The following is an 18,370-nucleotide window of genomic DNA, read 5'->3' on the forward strand; positions in this document are numbered from 1 at the left end:
ACCCAGGCGTGCGGCCGGGTACGCAGGTCGGGCAGCTCGCACAGCGGCGTGCCGTCGGCCAGGGTGGGCAGCACGGTGCAGGCGGTGAAGTCGATGCCGATGGCGACCACCTGGGCCGGGTCGACGCCGCTCTCGGCGAGCGCGGCGGGCACCGCCCGGCGCAGCACCTCGCGGTAGTCGTCCGGGTCCTGCAGCGCCCAGTCGGCCGGCAGGGGCTGGCCGTCGGCGGCGAGCGTCGTCTCCATCACCGCGTGGCGGTACTCGTGCACCGCCGTGCCCAGCTCGGCGCCGTCGCCGACCCGCACCACCAGCGCCCGACCCGACAGCGTGCCGTAGTCGACGCCGACGACGTACCGGTCCTGCGGCTTCGCGCCTGCATCCATGCCGTTCTCCGTTCAATCGTTGGGGGCAAGTGTTAGCGCTCACATGGAATCCGTCAAGGCGCATCCATGTAACACTGCCGTAACCATCCTGAGCGGCCCCGGCACGGCATCCACGATCACCGCTCCGACCAGCCATCGAACAGCCGACATACGCCGAACAGGTGAGCGGTCACATCCGTTCGGTCGGGCCGACCCTTGACACGCCCGCGCGGGCGGTTCCAAACTTCGTGGCGACCGCGCGGCGGGCCCGGAGCCGGGCCGGACGGGCGGCGACCGGTCCACCGGCGTCGTCGCGTCCACCTGCCGTGCCCGCACGACGGACCACGGCCCTCGTCCGCCCGAGACGGACCACACGGCCTTCGCCGCCACCCGCAGGAGGCCGTATGAGGATCGTCGACGCCCGGGTCATCGTGACCTGTCCGGGCCGCAACTTCGTCACCCTGAAGATCGTCACCGACGAGGGGGTCACCGGCGTCGGGGACGCCACCCTCAACGGCCGGGAACTCGCCGTCGCGTCCTACCTGCGCGACCACGTCGTGCCGCTGCTGATCGGGCGCGACCCGGCCCGGATCGAGGACACCTGGCAGTACCTCTACCAGGGGGCCTACTGGCGGCGTGGACCGGTGACGATGAGCGCGATCGCCGCCGTGGACACCGCGCTGTGGGACATCAAGGGCAAGGTCGCCGGCCTGCCGGTCTACCAGCTGCTCGGCGGCCGGTCCCGCGACGGGGTCACCGTCTACGGGCACGCCAACGGCGAGACCGTCGAGGACGTGCTGGTCGAGGTCGCCCGCTACGTGGACCTCGGCTACCGGGCGATCCGGGTGCAGTGCGGTGTGCCGGGCCTGCCGAAGACCTACGGGGTCAGCGCCGACAAGCTGTTCTACGAGCCGGCCGACGCGGCCCTGCCCAGCGAGGCCACCTGGTCCACCGCGCGGTACCTGGCGCACGTCCCGACGGTCTTCGCCCGGGTACGCGACGAGTTCGGCCCCACCCTGCGGCTGCTGCACGACGTGCACCACCGGCTCAGCCCGATCGAGGCCGCCCGGCTCGGCAGGAGCCTGGAGCCGTACGCGCTGACCTGGATGGAGGACCCGGTCCCCGCCGAGCTGCCGGAGGGGTTCCGGCTGATCCGGCAGCACACCACCACCCCGGTCGCCGTCGGCGAGGTGTTCAACACCATCTGGGACGCCGCCCAGCTCATCCGGGAACAGCTCATCGACTACATCCGCACCACGGTGGTGCACGCCGGGGGCATCACCCACCTGCGGCGCATCTTCGACCTGGCGGCGCTGCACCACGTACGCAGCGGCTCGCACGGGGCCACCGACCTCTCCCCGGTCTGCATGGCCGCCGCCCTCCACGTCGACCTGGCCATCCCCAACTTCGGCCTGCAGGAGTACATGCGGCACACCGACGCCACCGACGAAATCTTCCCGCACGGCTACCACTACGCCGACGGCTACCTGCACCCGGCGGAGACCCCCGGACTCGGGGTGGACATCGACGAAGAGGCGGCGGCCCGTTACCCGTACGCCCCGGCGTACCTGCCGGTCAACCGGCTGGAGGACGGCACCGTCCACCCCTGGTGACCGCGGGAACGACCGGACGTCTGGGCATCCGACCCGCCGGGGTCTACCGTACGTACACGGATGGACACTTTGGAGTGAGGACGGTGCCATGACGACAGCACGGACCGGTGCGGGCCGGCTCCTCGCCACGACCGTCGCGATGGCGGTCGGTGTGACCGGCGGCCTGTCCGCCGGGACGCCGGCGCGGGCCGGCTCGAACGGGCAACAGGTCTACTTCGACTGGGGTCCCGCCTGGGGCCGCGCCACCCTCGAGGGCACCAACAACAACGGACAGTACGTGACCTCCCCGTCGATCTACCTCGGTGCCACCGGCTACGGGGCGTTGAACGACTGGTGGTGGAAGGGGTGGGTCACGGTGCACTTCTACTACGCCGACGGGGCCAGCCGGGACAGCCGTACCTGCTGGGTACCGACCGAGCAGAGCGGTTCGGACTGGACCTCCTGCTTCTGACGGCCACCGCCGCCCCTCCGGCGGCAGGAGGCCCGGCCCACGCCCCTGCACCGCCAGCCACGTCGACGCCCCGGTCAGAAGAGGTGAACATGCGGATACCGACGAGAATCGGCAGGATCGCGGTCGGTGCGGCCGTCACGGTGGCCGCCGCGACAGCCGCCGCCCCGCCTGCGGTGGCCGGCTCCAACGGTCAGCAGATCGCGTTCAACTACAGCGGCCCGGCCTACGGGTTCGTCTACCTGGAGGGATACAACCAGTCAGGCGACTGGGTCTACTCCCCCTCGATCCCGCTCGACTCGTCCGGCTACGGCCAGCTCTACGGCTGGTGGTGGCGCGGGTTCGTGACCGTCAACTTCTACTACTCGAACGGGACCTGGGCCCGGGGCAGCACCTGCAACGTACCGATCGACCAGTGGGGCGACTGGACCTACTGCTGACCGACCACCCCACCGGACGGGCAGTCAGCGCAGCTCCTTGACCCGGATCAGGTTGCCGGCCGGGTCGCGGAAGGCGCAGTCGCGCACCCCGTACGGCTGGTCGATCGGCTCCTGGACGACCTCGGCGGCGCCGGCCTGCACCTTCTCGAAGGTGCCGTCGAGGTCGGGGGTGGCCAGCATCAGCCAGCCGTAGGTGCCCTTGGCCATCATCTCGGCGATGGTCCGGCGTTCCTCGTCGGTGACCCCGGGGTCGACCGCCGGCGGGGCCAGCAGGATCGACGTGCCGGGCTGACCGGGTGGCCCGACGGTGATCCAGCGCATCCTCCCCCCGCCGACGTCGTTACGGACCTCGAAGCCGAGGATGTCGCGGTAGAAGGCCAGCGAGGCGTCCGGGTCGTCGTGCGGCAGGACGCAGGTGTCGATGGTGAGATCCATGCCGCTCACGCTAGGTGATGACCGGGGCGGGTGCTTCTCGATTCCTGACCGGTCGGGTCACCTGTCTGGTCAGGCACGGCGGCAACTGCGCCGACCCCCGCGCCGCCAGCGCCCGGTAGCTGCTCGGCGGCATGCCGACCAGCTCGGCGAAGCGGGTGCTGAAGGTGCCCAGCGACGAGCAGCCGACCGCGAAGCAGACCTCGGTGACGCTGAGGTCGCCCCGGCGCAGCAGCGCCATCGCCCGCTCGATGCGCCTGGTCATCAGATAGGAGTACGGTGACTCGCCGTAGGCGCGGCGGAACTGCCGGCTCAGGTGACCCGCCGACATGTGCACGCCCCGGGCGAGCGCCTCGACGTCCAGCGGTCGGGCGTACTCCCGGTCGATCCGGTCCCGCACCCGGCGCAGCCGGGCCAGGTCACGTAGCTGCTGGTCGGGGGCGGATCGGCCGGTCATCCCGTGATCGTGCCAGGTTCCGCCGGCCGACGTCGACGCCACCCCGGGGCGGGTCGGGCGCGGGGGTCAGTGGATGCGGCGACCCCGGGCGTCGGGCACCCCGGACTTACGGAAGAAGTACGTGTTGACCTGGTCCCGCCACTCGGTCGCGCAGCGCAGCTGCTCGGCGAGACGCTCGGTGACCCGGTCGTGCACCGCCGGATCGATCATCCCGGCGAGCCGGGACCACCGGTCCCGCATCGCCACCACCTCCTCCACCCCCGCGAAGTGGGTGTCGTAGATGTGCTGGATGACCGTGCTACCGCTGTGCAGCACGTGGGAGTACGGCACGTGGTGGAAGAAGAGCAGCAGCTCGTCCGGGCACTGCTCCAGCGACTCGTACACCTGTGACCAGGGCGGCGGGTACTGGCCGGCGAACCCGGTGCCGGTCGCACAGGTCCGGTCCACCCCGACGCCGTCGCGGTCGGCGAAGTGGTAGGTGCCCCACCGGCTGTACTCGTAGCCGTCGACCCCCGGCCCGTAGTGGCCGGCCGGGTTCACCATGAAGCCGACGCCCAGCGGGGCGGTGTACCGCTCGTAGGTGCGCCACGAGTCGTCCAGCACGGCGTGCAGCGTCTCGCGGACCAGCGCCGGGTCACCGACCGTCGAGGCCGGGAAGGTCAGGTCGATCCACTCGTCGAGGAGCGCCACCGGGTCGAGCCGTGGGTCCCAGGCCAGCCGGCCGAAGGCGTACAGGTTGGCCTGGGCCAGTGGATGCCCGCACCAGAACGGGTCGTCGCCCACGTTGGCCACCGCCACCAGTTCGCCGCCCCGGTGCGGCCCCGGGCCGGGCACGTCGGCCAGCACGTCGGCCAGCACGTCGGCCAGCACGTCGGCGACGCTGCGCTCCGCCGGCCCCCACAGCCGGAACGCCAGCACCTCGTGCCACCAGGGGGCGAGGTAGCAGGCGTGCCACTGCTGGCCGGTGTACTCCTGGGTCACCTGCAACTCGACCGCCAGCCGGGTGGCCGGCATGGCGGCGATCACCGGCGAGACCGGCTCGCGGGGCTGGAAGTCGACCGGGCCGAACTTCACCTGGAGCACGACGTTCTCGGCGAACCGCCCGTCCAGCGGGGCGAAGTGGTCGTAGGCGGCACGGGCCCGGTCGGTCGTCCGGTCCCGCCAGTCCCGCCGGTGGTCGTAGACGAACGCCCGCCAGTGCACCACTCCCCCGTGCGGGGCGAGCGCGCCGGCCAGCAGGTTCGCCCCGTCGGCGTGGTCGCGGCCGTAGCTGAACGGGCCGGGCTGCCCCTCCGAGTCGGCCTTCACCACGTACCCGCCGAAGTCGGGGATGCGCGCGTAGACCCGGCGGGTGGTGCTCTCCCACCAGTCGCGCACCCCGTCGTCGAGCGGGTCGGCGGTGGACAGGCCGCCGAGGACGACGGGGGCGGCGAAGGTCACCGACAGGTGCACCCGGACGCCGTACGGACGCAGCAGGTCGGCGATCTCGGCCACGTCGTCGAGCCGGTCGGTGAGCAGCAGCGCCTCGGTGGGGCCGACGTTGACGTTGTTCACCGAGATCGCGTTGATCCCCATGGAGGCGAGCAACCGCCCGTACGCCCGCAGCCGGTCCCGGTCGCCGCGCGGCCGGCCGTCCCGCCAGAAGATCGACCCCCCGGCGTAGCCCCGCTCCACCTGCCCCATCACCGGGTGCACCGCCACGTTGTCCCAGTGGTCGAGCATCCGGCGGCGCAGCACCGGCCGGTGCACCCGCGTCGGCTGCTCCCCGGTGAAGGCGGCCTCGCCGAGGCGGACCAGGTGGAACAGCCCGTACAGCAGTCCGGCCGGGGCGTCGGCCAGCACGACCGTGACGCCGTCGGAGCGGGTCAGCAGGAAGCCCTCGTCGCCCGGCGACCCGCCGTCGGGGCCCGGGGCCGCCGTCGCGGCGGGCGGCACCGCCTCGGGCAGCGGTCCCGAGTCGCGCAGGGCGAGCACCAGGTCGACCGGCCCGGCGACGGTCCGCTGCACCCGCCCGCCGTGCCGTGCGCAGGCGCGGGCCACCTCGTCGTGGACCGTGTCGACGAGCGGACCGTCGCCGTGCACCAGCACCCGACGGGCACCGATCGCCCGGAACGCCTCCGGCGGCAGCCACGCCGGGTGCGGCGGCGGTTCCCCCGCTCCGGTGCCGGTGGCCGGGGCGGTGGCGGGGCTGGTCATCGGGTGAAGTCCTTACGCACGAGGTCGGTCATCGGGGCGGCGACCCGCAGGTACGCCAGGACGAACGGCCCGGCCAGCAGCACCGGCAGCGCCTCGGAGACAAGCACGGTGAGCGCCCCGGCGGCGGCCAGCAGCAGGGCGGTGCCGACGGTGACGGTGGGCGTACGGACCAGGAAGTACAGCGCCAGCCGGAGCACGTCGCGGGTGCGGAAGGTGAACAGCGAGGCGATCACCAGCGCGTTGCCGCCGGCCAGGGTGAGCGCGCCCCCGATCGCGAGCAGCGGCACCGCCCAGCCGGTGGGGACGCCCGCGACGGACAGGTGGGCGAGGTTGACCGCGATGACGGTCAGCCAGAGCAGCAGCGGCACCCAGATCCGCAGCACCTGCCCGAGGTTGGCCCGGTAACCCTGCCGGAACCGGACGGCGGGCCGCAGGTCGGTCAGGTCGGGGCGTTGGTGGTGCAGGGCGTACAGGGCGGCGGAGACGGCCGGACCGACCGGGACCAGGCAGAGCGCCACCAGCGGCAGGTTGCTGGCGTCACGGCCCAGCAGGAGCACCGGGACCAGCCCGGGGAGGGTGGTGAGGACCAGCAGGAAACCGACGACGAGCACCGTGTACACCGCGGCGGCGGCCCGCGACAACGGGCCGTCGCCGACCTCCCGCCAGGTCTGCGCGCTCACGACCGCTCCTGCCGGTCGGCCGCCGGGGGGCCGCCGAGCAGCCGCGCCCCGTCCCACCACGGCGGGGTCTCGTCGCGGACCGCGGCCAACTCGACGAGGGTGACCTCGTGCCGGGCCAGGTCGAGGTCGAGGTCGACCCGGCCGGCGGTGATCGGCAGGGCACGGTGGGAGCGGGCCGGTTCGGCGGCCTCCCGCAGGGCGTCGAGCTGCCCCGGGCGGGGGGACCGGGGGCGGCCCATCTCGCTCCAGGCCGTCCAGGCGTTGCCGACGTCCTCGTTGACCGAGGAGCGGAGCAGGAAGGCCGAGGTGACCTCCCCGCCCGTCGTCTGGGCGGGGGCCACCGGGACCGACAGGGCCAGCCGATGCCGGTCGGGCACCGGGTGCAGGCCGGTCACGTCCACCGGGGCCCAGGCCAGGATGGCGACCCGGCCGTCGGGGTGCCGGGTGACCAGGTGGTCGACGCCCCGCGCGAGCACGTCGCCGCCGAGCCGGGCCAGGAACGCGTACAGGTGGTAGGTGGGTTTCTTGATCTGGCGGTGGGTGAGCAGGCCGAACCCGCCGTGGAACAGCGCGGTCGGCACCCCAACCTCCTCGAACACGTCGCTGAACGTCCAGTACGAGAAGGAGTCGACCAGGTCGCCGCCGGCCGCCAGCACCGGGGCGAGGTAGGCCGCGTGGAAGGCCGTGTCGTGGATCGGGTTGTCCGGCCGGTAGGAGGAGTTGAACTCGGTGATGTGCACCGGCAGGTCGGCCAGCGCGGTGCCGTACAGGTGCCGGCGCGGGGCGGCGAACTGTTCCAGCAGCGACGACGCCGGGGCCAGGGTCTGGTGGGTGCCGAACGGCACGTGCTGGGCGGGACCGGAGGTGTAGGCGTGCCGGCTGACGAAGTCGACGGGCACGTCGTGCGTGGTGACGAAGTCGGCGAAGGGCTCCCACCAGTCGTCCGCGCCGGGCGAGATGGCCGGGCCGCCGACCTGCAGCCCGGCGTCGACCTCCTTGACCGCGTGCGCGGTCACCTCGTAGAGGCGGTGGTAGGCGTTGCGGTCGGCGTCCTGCCAGAAGTCGGGCAGGTTCGGCTCGTTCCACACCTCGATCGGCCAGCCGCGCACCTCGTCGAGGCCGTACCGGTCGACCAGGTGGGCCACCGTGGCGCGGACCAGGTCGCCCCACTCCCTGAAGCAGCGGGGCGGGGTGACGTTGCCCTGCCACCAGAACACCGTCTGCTCGCCGGAGGCCAGCCCCTCGGGCATGAAGCCCAGCTCCACGAACGGCCGGATGCCCAGGCCGAGGTAGGCGTCGACGACCTGGTCGACGTACGTGAAGGAGTGGTGCACCTGACGTTCGCCGCCGTTGTGGTAGGGGCGGTGGACGCCGACGCCGTCACTGAGCAGGCCGTGCCCCCGGATGTGCCGGAATCCGATGTCCTGCTGGATGAGGGCCAGCGAGTCCTGGTAGTCGCGGCGCAGGGCCAACTCGAATCGTCCCGTGCCGACACACCGCCGCCAGGCGTCGGTGAGCTGCCCCACGGGTCGGGCGGGAACGGTGATCCGCATGGTGGTGTCCTCCGGTGCTCGCCGGGCCGGGTCGGTCAGCCGTTGTCCTTCTCGAACCGCTCGTGCGCCTTGTTGACCAGGCCGATGTACTGGTCGGCGTTCTTGGCCTTCAGTTCGCCGACGTAGGCGTCCCACTCGGTGAGGGGCCGCTGGCCGAGGATGAACTTCAGCGTGTTCTGCACGACGTGGTCCTTCAGCGGCGTCTCCCACAGCGACGCCTGCTCCCGCTCCTCGTCGGTGAGCGGGGCCGGCGGGTCCACCGGCAGCGGCGTGCGCGCGTTCATCACCTTCTGGAACTCCATCTCCTCCGGGGAGAAGAACGACTGCACCAGGTCGAGCTTGCCGCCGTAGGCGAACACCCCGTTGCCGAAGCCGAAGTCCTTCTGCAGGTGCTTGCTGCCCTTGGGGTTGAGCCCGATCATGTCGACGTCGGGGTTCAGGGTGTACTTGCCGGCGGCGTCCTTGCTGTAGGTGGTGCCCTCGACGCCCCACTTGGCGAACTCCTGGCCGGCGTCGGAGTAGTACAGCCAGTCGATGAACTGCATCATCGCCACGAAGTTCTTGCTGTCCCGGGCCTTCTTGGAGATCATGACGCCGTTCTCCAGCCGGCTGGCCGGGTTGATCTCGCCGGCCGGGCCGACCAGCATCGGGATCTTCGTCAGCTTGGCGTTCGGCAGGGTCTTGGCCAGGTCGGGGCGGTAGTCGTTGACCAGGGTCTGGGCGTTGCTGCCGATGACGAAGGACTTGCCGTTGGCGAGCTTCTGCCGGGCCTGCTCATCGGTCTGGGTGAAGCTCTCCGGGTCGAGCAGCTTCTCCGCCACCAGCTTGTTGAGGTACACGATGACCTGCTTGTACTGCTCGGTGGCGCCGGTGTAGACGAACTTCTTCGCCGCCGGGTCCCAGGTGGCGGGGTTCCAGCTCCACCCGGTCCGCAGGCCGTGCGCGGCGCCGACGATGCTCAGCAGCTCCCCGCCCGGGTTCGGCTTGCTCCACCGGTCCGAGTACGGGTACGAGTCGGGGTAGCGCGCCTTCATCGCCTTGAGCACGGTGTACAGCTCGTCCCAGGTCTTGGGGATCGGGAGGTTGAGCTGCTGGAGGATGTCGGTGCGCACCGCGATCGAGTACTCCGCCCACGGCTTCTCGTGCAGGCCGGGGAGCAGGTAGAACTTGCCGTCGGACTGTCGCAGCGTGTCGAACTCCGGTTGGAGGTTCCACTTGGCGATCTTGTCCTTGAGGTTGGGCATCAGGTCCAGGTAGTCGCTCACCGGCAGGATCGCGCCGGAGGAGACGAAGGCGTTCTCCGACGGGTGGTAGGTCTTCGGGATGATCAGCGGGGCGTCACCGGCGCCGATCAGCAGGCTGCGCTTCTGCTCGTAGTCGCTCAGCGGCACGGCCACCGGGGCGAGCTTGACGTTGGTCCGCTTGGTCAGCTCCGACCAGAACAGCCAGTCGTCCTTGAGCGGGTAGTTGGGGTGGTTGTTGTAGAGGATGGGGAAGGACAGCGGCTCGGTGGCCTTGAACTGCTTGTCGATCCCGTAGTCGGCCATCGCGCCGGCCCGGTTGCCGTCGAGGTCCTTGGCGTCCGGGGCGTCGTCGGAGCAGGCCCCGACGAGGGTGAGGGTGAGCAGCCCGGCAGCGGCTATCGCCACGCGGCGCCACGTCCTGTGGAACATGGCTCGTCCTTTCGATCAGGTGGTGTGGGGGTGCAGTGGGTGGAGCGGTCGGCCGGGCTACCCCTTGACCGCGCCGAGCATCACGCCGGACACGAAGAACCGCTGGATGAAGGGGTAGACCGCGAGGATCGGCAGGGTGGTGAGCACGATGGTCACGGCCTGGATGGTGGCCGCCGCCTGCACCGCGTCGGACTCGGCGACGCCACCGGCGGACTGCGCCCCGGTCGCCCCGGCGATGAGGTTACGCAGGTAGACCGTGACCGGGAGCAGGTCCTGCTGGTCCAGGTAGAGGAACGCGGTGAACCAGGAGTTCCAGAAGGACACCGCGTAGAACAGCACCATCGTGGCGATGATCGCCTTGGACAGCGGCAGCACGATCCGCAGCAGGGTGCCGTACGTGCTCAGCCCGTCGACGGCGGCGGCCTCCTCCAACTCCACCGGCAGGCTCTCGAAGAACGCCTTCATCACCAGCAGGTTGAACACGTTGATCGCGTTGGGCAGGACCACCGCCCAGATGCTGTTCTTCATGCCCAGGCTGGTGATGAGCACGTAGTTGGGGATCAGCCCGCCGGAGAAGAACATGGTGAACACGGCGACCCCGACGAGCACCCCCCGCCCCTTGAGCTGGTGCTTGGACAACACGTACGCGTAGCAGGTGGTCAGCACGATCGAGATCGCGGTGGCGACGACGGTGTAGACCACGGTGTTGCGGTAGTTCGTCCAGAACATCGGGTCGGACATCACCAGCCGGTAGGCGGTGAGGTTGAAGCCCTGCGGGACGAGGTTGACCTTGCCGGCGATGATCGGCGCCTCGTCGCTGAGCGACCGGGCCACGATGTTGACGAACGGGTAGAGCGTCACCACCACCACGAGGGTCAGCACCACGGCGTTGACCGCCTGGAAGACCCGGTAGCCCCGGGTCGGGCGGATGCCCCGGCGGCGGCGGGACGCGGGGCGGGCCGCCGGGGTCTTCGGGCCGGCAGTGCCGGGTGCCACGGTCACCACAGGCTCGTCCCCACCGTACGGCGGGAGATGGTGTTGGCGCTCAGCACCAGGATCAACCCGATCACCGCCTCGAACAGGCCGATCGCGGCGGCGTAGCTGAAGTTGCTGGACTCGAAACCCAGCCGGAACAGGTACGTGGAGATCACGTCGGCGGTCGGGTAGGTCAGCGGGTTGTACAGCAGCAGGATCTTCTCGAACCCGACGGCCATGAAGGTGCCGATGTTGAGGATCAGCAGCGTCACCATCGTCGGCCGGATCCCGGGCAGCGTGACGTGCCAGGTCTGCCGCCAGCGGTTGGCCCCGTCGATCCGGGCCGCCTCGTACAGGTTCTCGTCGATGGTGGTGAGCGCCGCCAGATAGAGGATCGTCCCCCAGCCGACGGTCTGCCAGACCTCCGAGGAGACGTAGACGGCCCGGAACCATCCCGGCTGCTGCAGGAACGGCACGCCCTCCCCGCCGAGCCCCCGGACCAGCTGGTTGACCGAGCCGTCCATCGACAGCAGCTGCATCACCATCGCCGCGACGATCACGATGGACAGGAAGTGCGGCAGGTAGGACACCGACTGGACGAACCGCTTGAGCCTGCGGGCCCGGACCTCGTTGAGCAGCAGCGCCAGCACGATCGGCAGCGGGAAGCAGAACAGCAGGGTCAGCGTGCCCAGCACCAGGGTGTTGGTGAACACCTGCCAGAAGGTCGGGTCGGCCAGGAACAGCCGGAAGTACCGCAGGCCCACCCAGTACTCGCCGAAGACGCTGCCGCCGGGACTGAACCGGCGGAACGCGATCACGTTGCCGATCATCGGCAGATAGCGGAAGACCAGGAAGAACAGCAGCGGCAGGACGGCCAGCGAGTAGAGCTGCCAGTCCCGGCGCAGGGCCCGCCGCCAGGGGTTGCGGCGACGCCGGGCCGGGGCGGGCGTCGCCGCGGCCGGTGGCGGCGGCCGTAGCGTCTGGGATGTCATCCTCGGCCTCCTATCCGGCCTGCGGGTCGGTGCCGGCGGACTCGACGCGTACCGCCGTGAGCAGGTGTCGTCGCGCGCCGACCTGCCGTTCGGCACCGGTCAGGCGCAGCGGCAGGGTCGCCGCCGGGTCGCCGCTGGAGCGACCGAAGCGCAGTTCGACGTCGCCGGGTTCGACGATGCGCCGGCCGTCGCGCCCGGTGAACGAGGCGACGTCGGCGGGCACGGTGAAGCTGACCTGCGCCGCCGTGCCGGGGTCCAGCGGCACCCGGGCGTAGCCGACCAGCCGGACCACGGGTCGGGTGGTCTGGGCGACCGGGTCGTGCAGGTAGAGCTGGACCACCTCGGTGCCGGGGCGGTCGCCGGTGTTGCGCACGGTGATCCGTACCGTCGTCTCGCCGTCGACCGGCCAGGCCGGCGGCCCGCCGGTCTCCCCGGCGCCCGACACCACCGGGTCGGTCCACGCGAAGGTGGTGTAGCCCAGCCCGTGGCCGAACGGGTACGCCGGGGTGGGGTCGATCGAGGACACCTCGGAGCGGCGGCCCAGCGGCGGGGTCAGGTAGGTGCCGGGCAGGCCCCCGGCGTCGCGCGGGACGCTGACCGGCAGCCGCCCGGACGGGTTCACCGCGCCGGTGAGCACCTCGGCGAGCGCCTGCCCGCCACGCTGGCCGAGGAAGAACGCCTGCACGACGGCCGCGGCGCCCTCGTGGTCGGGGCCGAGGGCGTAGGGCCGGCCGGTCATCAGCACCAGCACCACCGGGGTGCCGGTGTCGAGCACGGCCCGGACCAGGTCGGCCTGGACGCCGGGCAGTCGCAGGTCGGGCGCGTCGCAGCCCTCGCCGGAGGTGCCCCGGCCGAACATGCCGGCACGGTCACCGACGGCGAGCACGCAGACGTCGGCCTGCGCCGCGGCGGTGACCGCCGCCGCGATGCCCGAGGTGTCGTCGCCGGTGATCGCGCAGCCCGGCTCGTGCACGAGGCCGGGAACCAGCCGGGTGAGTTCGTCGCGCAGCGAGGGGATCTCCAGACCCAGCCCGTGCTCGGGGTGGCGGACCCCGACGTGGTTGGGGAAGGAGTAGCAGCCGAGCAGGGCCATCGGGTCGTCGGCGACGGGGCCGACCAGGGCGACCCGCCGGCCGGGGGCCAGTGGCAGCACGCCGTCGTTGCGCAGCAGCACCACCGACTCGCGGGCCAGCCGCAGGGCGACGTCCCGGCTGGTCTCGTCGTCGAGCCGCAGGTTCGCCGCGTCCTCGGGCAGTTCCTGCCAGTCCTCGTCGAGCAGCCCGAGTTCGATCTTCTGGATCAGCACCCGGCGTAGCGCCCGGTCGATCAGCGCCTCGTCGACCGCGCCGGCCCGCACGGCCGCCACCAGCGGTTCGCCGAACGCGTCCACGGTGGGCAGTTCCACGTCGATGCCGGCGCGCAGGGCGAGCCGGGCGGCGTCGGCGGCGTCACCGGCCACCCCGTGCAGGGTCTGCAGGAAGCGCACCGCGAAGTAGTCGGCGACGACGGTGCCGGTGAAGCCCCACTCGTCGCGCAGCAGCCCGGTCAGCAGCCCCTCGTCGGCCGCGGCGGGCAGGCCGTCGATCTCGGCGTACGAGTTCATCACCGAACGGGCCCCGCCGAGGCGCAGGGCCATCTCGAACGGCGGCAGGATGACGTCGGCCAGTTCCCGGGGACCCATCGACACCGGGGCGAGATTGCGTCCGCCCCGGGAGGCGGAGTAGCCGGCGAAGTGTTTGAGGGTGGCGACGATGCCGGCGCGTTCCAGGCCCCGCACGTACGCCGCCCCGGTGGTCCCGACCAGGTACGGGTCCTCCCCGATGGTCTCCTCGGTACGCCCCCAGCGGTAGTCGCGGGTGACGTCGAGCACCGGGGCGAGTCCCTGGTGGACCCCGGCGGCCCGCATCGAGCGGCCGATCCGGCCGGCCATCTCCTCGACCAGCTCCGGGTCGAAGGAGGCGCCCCAGCCCAGCGGGGTCGGGTAGACGGTGGCCCGCCAGGCGGCGAAGCCGGTGAGGCACTCCTCGTGCACCTGGGCGGGGATGCCGAACCGGCTCGCGGCGGCGATCTGTGCCTGGGAGGCGGCCAACGAGCGGGCCCCGACCACGGGGTCCACGGGTGCGGTGCCGAACGGGCGGGTCAGCTGGCCGAGCCCGTGCCGGATGATGGTGCTCCACGGTGGCGCACCGTCGATCATGTCGGCCTGGTGCGGGGCGACCCCCTCGCCGGAGGCTTCCGCGCCGACCCAGACGCCGACGAGTTGGGCGATCTTCTCCTCCAGCGACATGAGCGGCACCAGTGCGTCGGCCCGTTGCGCGGGTGAGCGTCGGGGGTCCCGCCACGGTTGGGTTCCGCGGGGTGCCGGGCCGTCGTCGACGGGCACCTGACTTCTCATGCCACACCTCTCAGCTTCGACGCTCCCCCGTCGGCGCCCGTCGGACGGGCATGACGCGGCGGCGGGGGGTTCGAAAATTTCGTAAACAGCGCGTTACCTTTTTCGGGCAACTTAGGAGGCATTGCCGGCGCATGTCAAGGGGCTCAATTGGGATATGTAGCCGCGTATTTCCCGGAAGGTACATTCACCCCCGTCAAAATCTACCCGCACTGTCGAATCCCGGTTTCGAACCGAACGTGCTAGAGTTCTCCGAAACTTTCGGACGTGCCTGGTGAGGCTTCGATGACCGCGTCCCGCCCGCTCATCCCACAGGCCTCGGCCACGATCGCCACCATCGCCGAGGAGGTCGGCGTTTCGGTGGCGACCGTCTCGAAGGTGCTCAACGGGCGGGCGGACGTCGCCGCCGAGACCCGGGCGCGGGTCGAGGAGAGCCTGGAGCGCCACCGGTACCGCCGCCGCATCCGCCGGCAGTCGCCCGGGATCGACCAGATCGACCTGGTCTTCCACGAGTTCAACTCCGGCTGGGCGATGGAGATCATGAGCGGGGTCGAGGCGGTGGCCTCCGCCGCCGGACTGGGCATCGCCATCTCCCAGCTCGACGGGGCGCACCGGCCCGCGCCCCGCCGGCTGGACGCCCTGGTCGCCCGGCGTCCACTGGGCCTGCTCTTCGTGCTCTGCCACCCGACCCCGCCGCAGCAACTCATGCTGGCCGAACACCGCATCCCGTTCGTGGTCGTCGACACCGACAGCGCCACCTCGGCGTCGGTGCCGACGGTCGGCTCCAACAACTGGAACGGCGGCCTGCTGGCCACCCGGCACCTGCTGGAGCTGGGGCACCGCCGGATCGCCGTCATCTCCGGGCCCCGCGACGTGCTGTGCAGCCAGGCCCGCGCCGCCGGCTTCCGCTCCGCCCACGACGAGATCGGCCTCCCCCTGGACGCCGACCTGGTGCGCTACGGCAGCTTCTACGTCGACGGCGGGCACGCCCACGGCCTGGAACTGCTCGCCGGGCCCGACCGGCCGACCGCGATCTTCGCCGGCTCGGACCTGCAGGCCATCGGCGTGCTCCGGGCCGCCCGCCGGCTCGGCCTGCGGGTCCCCGACGACCTCTCGGTGATCGGGTACGACGACCTGCCGGTCGCCGGCTGGACCGACCCGCCGCTGACCACCGTGCACCAGCCCCTGCGGGACATGGCCGGCACCGCCACCCAGATGCTGCTGGAGCTGGCCCGGGGCGCGACGGTGGCGACCAGTCGGATCGACCTGGTGACCGAGCTGGTCGTCCGGGAGAGCACCGCCCCACCCGCCACCACCCGTCCCTGACCCCCCGAGGAACCCATGACATCCAGCGAGGACCTGCGGCAGTACACGCCGACCGTCGTCGAACCGGCCGACTTCGACCAGTTCTGGCGGGACACGCTCGTCGCGGCACGTGAGCGGCCGGTGCTGGTCGACGTCCGCCCGCACCGGACCGACCTGCGGCTGGTCGACACCTGGGACGTCACCTTCGCCGGGTTCGCCGGTGACCCGGTGCGGGCTTGGTACACCCGCCCGGCCGGGGTCGGGACCGCACTGCCCGCCGTGGTCGAGTACGCCGGCTACGGGCGCGGCCGGGGCCTGCCGCACGAGCGGCTGACCTGGCCGGTGGCCGGATACGCGCACCTGCTGATGGACAACCGGGGCCAGTCCGGGCTGCACGGCGCGGGCGACACCCCCGACCCGCAGGGCGCGCCCGGCGGCCCGTGGCCCGCCACCTGGGGCATCCTCACCCCGCACGACTACCACTACCGCCGGCTGATCACCGACGCGGTCCGCGCGGTCGACGCGGTCCGCGCGCTGCCCGGGGTGGACCCGGCCCGGGTGGCAGCCGTCGGCAACAGTCAGGGCGGCGGGCTCGCCCTGGCCGTCGCCGGCCTGCGCGACGATCTCGCGGCGCTGCTGAGCACCGCGCCGTTCCTGTGCGACGTGCAACGCGGGATCGAGCTGACCGACGCCGCCCCGTACGGCGAGATCGCCCGGTACCTGGCGGTGCACCGGCAGGTCGAGGAGGCCGTCCGGCACACGCTGTCCTATGTCGACGGGGTGACCTTCGCCCGGCGGGCCACCGCGCCCGCGCACTTCGGCATCGGCCTGCGCGACAACGTCTGCCCGCCGAGCACCGGCTTCGCCGCCTACAACCAGTACGGCGCGGCGAACGGTCGGGAGGGGACACCGCCACGGGAGCTGCACACCTACCCGTTCAACGGCCACGAGGGCGGCGAGGCGTGGCAGGTCGAGCGGCAACTGCGCTGGCTCGACCCGCTGCTGCGCCCGGCCACCGGCGATCCGACGCGGTGACCGTGGGGCGGTGACCGGTGCCGCGCGGGTGGGGACACCGGCCCGACCGGCGGACGGGACGCCGCCCCGCGCAGGGGCGGTCCGCGCCACCCGGCATCGTCGGGGAACCGGCCGGTAGTTCACCCGGGCATCGTCGCGCACCGATCTGTTGCCGATGTTAGCGATAACACGATATGGTGCATCGCGGCGGGAGCGCAGGGCACGCTCCGGCCGTGGTCACCGGTTCGTCCACCCGCCGGGGTTCGTCCACCTGCGGGGGTCGGTGGCCACCGGCACACACGGCGTCCACCGCCGGTGACGCGGTCCGGGTTCCCGGTCGACGCGCGTGGCGCACCTCCGCCCGTCAGCTCCAGGGCAATCCGCCGGGCACCCGGCGGTCGGTCCGTGCGCGCGGGCGACGTCCGGGCCCGTGCCGGCACACCCCCTTGTCCACGAGCCGGACGAGACGGCGACATCCCGGGACGGTCGCCGCGCTGCACGTCCGCACCGCGCTCCGCACGCCACCCCAGGGAGTTTCCATGAGCGGCACGAGCTGCCCGAACGCCGGGCCACCCCCGTCCGACCACCCCCATCCCGCCCGTACCGCACCCACCGGCCGACGGCTGCCCACCATGCGGCGCGGCCTGCGCCTGCTGGGCCTGGCCACCGCCGCCCTGGTGGCCGCCGTCGCCACCGGGTCGGTGGTGACCGCACCCGCCAACGCCGAGTCCAACGGCGGGGTACGGGTGATGCCCCTCGGCGACTCGATCACCGACGGCTTCAACGTCCCCGGCGGCTACCGCATCGAGCTGTGGCAGCGGATGGTCGCCGACGGCTACCGGGTCGACTTCGTCGGCTCGATGTTCAACGGTCCGTCCAACCTCGGCGACCACGACCACGAGGGCCACTCCGGCTGGACCATCGCCCAGATCGACGCCAACGTGGTGAACTGGCTGCGCAACACCACCCCGCGCACGGTGCTGCTGCACATCGGCACCAACGACATGTACAACGCCTCCGGCGCGCCGACCCGGCTCTCCACCCTGATCGACAAGATCACCAACACCGCGCCGAACGCGGACGTCTTCGTCGCCACGATCATCCCGCGCAACGGCACCGAGTCGGCGGTCCGCACGTTCAACGCGGCGATCCCCGGGATCGTGCAGAGCAAGGTCAACGCCGGCAAGCGGGTGCACCTGGTGGACATGTTCAGCGCGGTGGGCACGGCCGACCTGGCCGACGGCATCCACCCGAACGCCACCGGCTACCGCAAGATGGCCACCACCTGGTACAACGCCCTGCGGGCGGTGCCCGGCAGCCTCGGCGGCAACACGCCGACCACGCCGCCGACCACCGCCCCGCCCACCACGCCGCCACCGACCACCCCGCCTCCGACCACCCCGCCGCCGACCACCCCACCGCCCACCACGCCCCCGCCGTCGGCGGGTTGCCGGGTCGCGTACACGGTCAACGCCTGGAACTCCGGCCTGACCGCCTCGATCAGCATCACCAACACCAGCAGCACGGCGGTCAACGGGTGGGCGCTGGCGTTCACCCTGCCCGGCGGGCAGACCATCACCGGTAGCTGGAACGCCACCTACACGCCGACCAGCGGGGCGGTCACCGCCCGCAACGTCTCCTACAACGGCACGATCGCGCCGAACACCTCGGTCGACGTCGGCTTCCAGGCCGAACACACCGGCAACGCGGCCAAGCCGACCGCGTTCACCCTCAACGGCACCGCCTGCTCGGTCGCCTGATCCACCCGTGCGCCCCCCCGGTGGGGGGCCCCCCCCCCCGCCCCGCGAGCCCCCCCCCCCCACCCCCCCCCCCCCCAC

Annotated in this window: 15 protein-coding genes and 1 pseudogene; 6 read left to right on the forward strand and 10 right to left on the reverse strand. The window is 72.0% G+C overall.

The genetic code is table 11. From position 1 onward, the window contains the following. Positions 1 to 383 (reverse strand): annotated as a pseudogene (locus tag ACOJTC_RS05575) (ribulokinase); the annotation flags it as partial. Between the two features lie 383 nt (positions 384 to 766). Between ACOJTC_RS05575 and manD the strand changes: the two are divergent. The 3 genes from manD (at position 767) to ACOJTC_RS05590 (ending at position 2,863) form a co-directional block, all read left to right on the forward strand. Continuing rightward, a complete protein-coding gene (gene manD, locus ACOJTC_RS05580) occupies positions 767 to 1,975 on the forward strand; it encodes a D-mannonate dehydratase ManD (RefSeq protein ID WP_420116024.1) in 1,209 nt (402 codons plus the stop codon). An 88-nt stretch (positions 1,976 to 2,063) separates the two neighbouring features. Then, positions 2,064 to 2,426, forward strand: a complete 363-nt coding sequence (locus tag ACOJTC_RS05585; protein WP_420116025.1) for a hypothetical protein — start codon at positions 2,064 to 2,066, stop codon at positions 2,424 to 2,426. Between the two features lie 89 nt (positions 2,427 to 2,515). Next, positions 2,516 to 2,863, forward strand: coding sequence for a hypothetical protein (locus ACOJTC_RS05590; RefSeq protein WP_420116026.1), 348 nt, complete (start codon positions 2,516 to 2,518; stop codon positions 2,861 to 2,863). A 24-nt stretch (positions 2,864 to 2,887) separates the two neighbouring features. Here the strand turns inward: ACOJTC_RS05590 and ACOJTC_RS05595 are convergent, their stop codons facing one another. The 9 genes from ACOJTC_RS05595 to ACOJTC_RS05635 form a co-directional block, all read right to left on the reverse strand. Beyond that, a complete protein-coding gene (locus ACOJTC_RS05595) occupies positions 2,888 to 3,298 on the reverse strand; it encodes a VOC family protein (protein WP_420116027.1) in 411 nt (136 codons plus the stop codon). Positions 3,299 to 3,308: 10 nt separating this feature from the next. Then, complete coding sequence (locus ACOJTC_RS05600) at positions 3,309 to 3,752, reverse strand: helix-turn-helix transcriptional regulator (protein WP_420116028.1); 444 nt, start codon at positions 3,750 to 3,752, stop codon at positions 3,309 to 3,311. Between the two features lie 66 nt (positions 3,753 to 3,818). Continuing rightward, positions 3,819 to 5,948 carry an alpha-glucuronidase gene (locus tag ACOJTC_RS05605; RefSeq protein WP_420116029.1) on the reverse strand — a complete coding sequence of 710 codons (2,130 nt, stop codon included), beginning with the start codon at positions 5,946 to 5,948 and terminating at the stop codon, positions 3,819 to 3,821. Beyond that, positions 5,945 to 6,628, reverse strand: coding sequence for a hypothetical protein (locus ACOJTC_RS05610; RefSeq protein WP_420116030.1), 684 nt, complete (start codon positions 6,626 to 6,628; stop codon positions 5,945 to 5,947). The genes ACOJTC_RS05605 and ACOJTC_RS05610 overlap by 4 nt, the downstream gene beginning before the upstream one ends. Then, positions 6,625 to 8,181 carry a GH39 family glycosyl hydrolase gene (locus ACOJTC_RS05615; protein WP_420116031.1) on the reverse strand — a complete coding sequence of 519 codons (1,557 nt, stop codon included), beginning with the start codon at positions 8,179 to 8,181 and terminating at the stop codon, positions 6,625 to 6,627. Before ACOJTC_RS05615 ends, ACOJTC_RS05610 begins: the two co-directional genes overlap by 4 nt. 35 nt (positions 8,182 to 8,216) lie before the next feature. After that, on the reverse strand, positions 8,217 to 9,830 hold the full coding sequence (locus ACOJTC_RS05620; protein ID WP_307826008.1) for an extracellular solute-binding protein: 1,614 nt from the start codon (positions 9,828 to 9,830) through the stop codon (positions 8,217 to 8,219). Between the two features lie 81 nt (positions 9,831 to 9,911). Then, positions 9,912 to 10,856 carry a carbohydrate ABC transporter permease gene (locus ACOJTC_RS05625; protein ID WP_281253459.1) on the reverse strand — a complete coding sequence of 315 codons (945 nt, stop codon included), beginning with the start codon at positions 10,854 to 10,856 and terminating at the stop codon, positions 9,912 to 9,914. Next, entirely contained in the window at positions 10,853 to 11,821 is a 969-nt protein-coding gene (locus tag ACOJTC_RS05630; RefSeq protein ID WP_420116032.1) for an ABC transporter permease, read from the reverse strand. Before ACOJTC_RS05630 ends, ACOJTC_RS05625 begins: the two co-directional genes overlap by 4 nt. 10 nt (positions 11,822 to 11,831) lie before the next feature. Next, complete coding sequence (locus ACOJTC_RS05635) at positions 11,832 to 14,216, reverse strand: glycoside hydrolase family 3 N-terminal domain-containing protein (RefSeq protein ID WP_420116033.1); 2,385 nt, start codon at positions 14,214 to 14,216, stop codon at positions 11,832 to 11,834. 282 nt (positions 14,217 to 14,498) lie between these two features. On the opposite strand from ACOJTC_RS05635, the gene ACOJTC_RS05640 reads away from it, so the two are divergent. The 3 genes from ACOJTC_RS05640 (at position 14,499) to ACOJTC_RS05650 (ending at position 18,292) form a co-directional block, all read left to right on the forward strand. Beyond that, on the forward strand, positions 14,499 to 15,539 hold the full coding sequence (locus ACOJTC_RS05640; RefSeq protein WP_420116034.1) for a LacI family DNA-binding transcriptional regulator: 1,041 nt from the start codon (positions 14,499 to 14,501) through the stop codon (positions 15,537 to 15,539). Between the two features lie 15 nt (positions 15,540 to 15,554). Then, on the forward strand, positions 15,555 to 16,553 hold the full coding sequence (locus tag ACOJTC_RS05645; protein ID WP_420116035.1) for an acetylxylan esterase: 999 nt from the start codon (positions 15,555 to 15,557) through the stop codon (positions 16,551 to 16,553). A 611-nt stretch (positions 16,554 to 17,164) separates the two neighbouring features. Then, positions 17,165 to 18,292, forward strand: coding sequence for a cellulose binding domain-containing protein (locus ACOJTC_RS05650; protein ID WP_420116036.1), 1,128 nt, complete (start codon positions 17,165 to 17,167; stop codon positions 18,290 to 18,292). The last annotated feature ends 78 nt before the right edge of the window (positions 18,293 to 18,370 follow it).

It is taken from the genome of Micromonospora sp. (assembly GCF_048594385.1).
Lineage (GTDB): Bacteria > Actinomycetota > Actinomycetes > Mycobacteriales > Micromonosporaceae > Micromonospora > Micromonospora wenchangensis.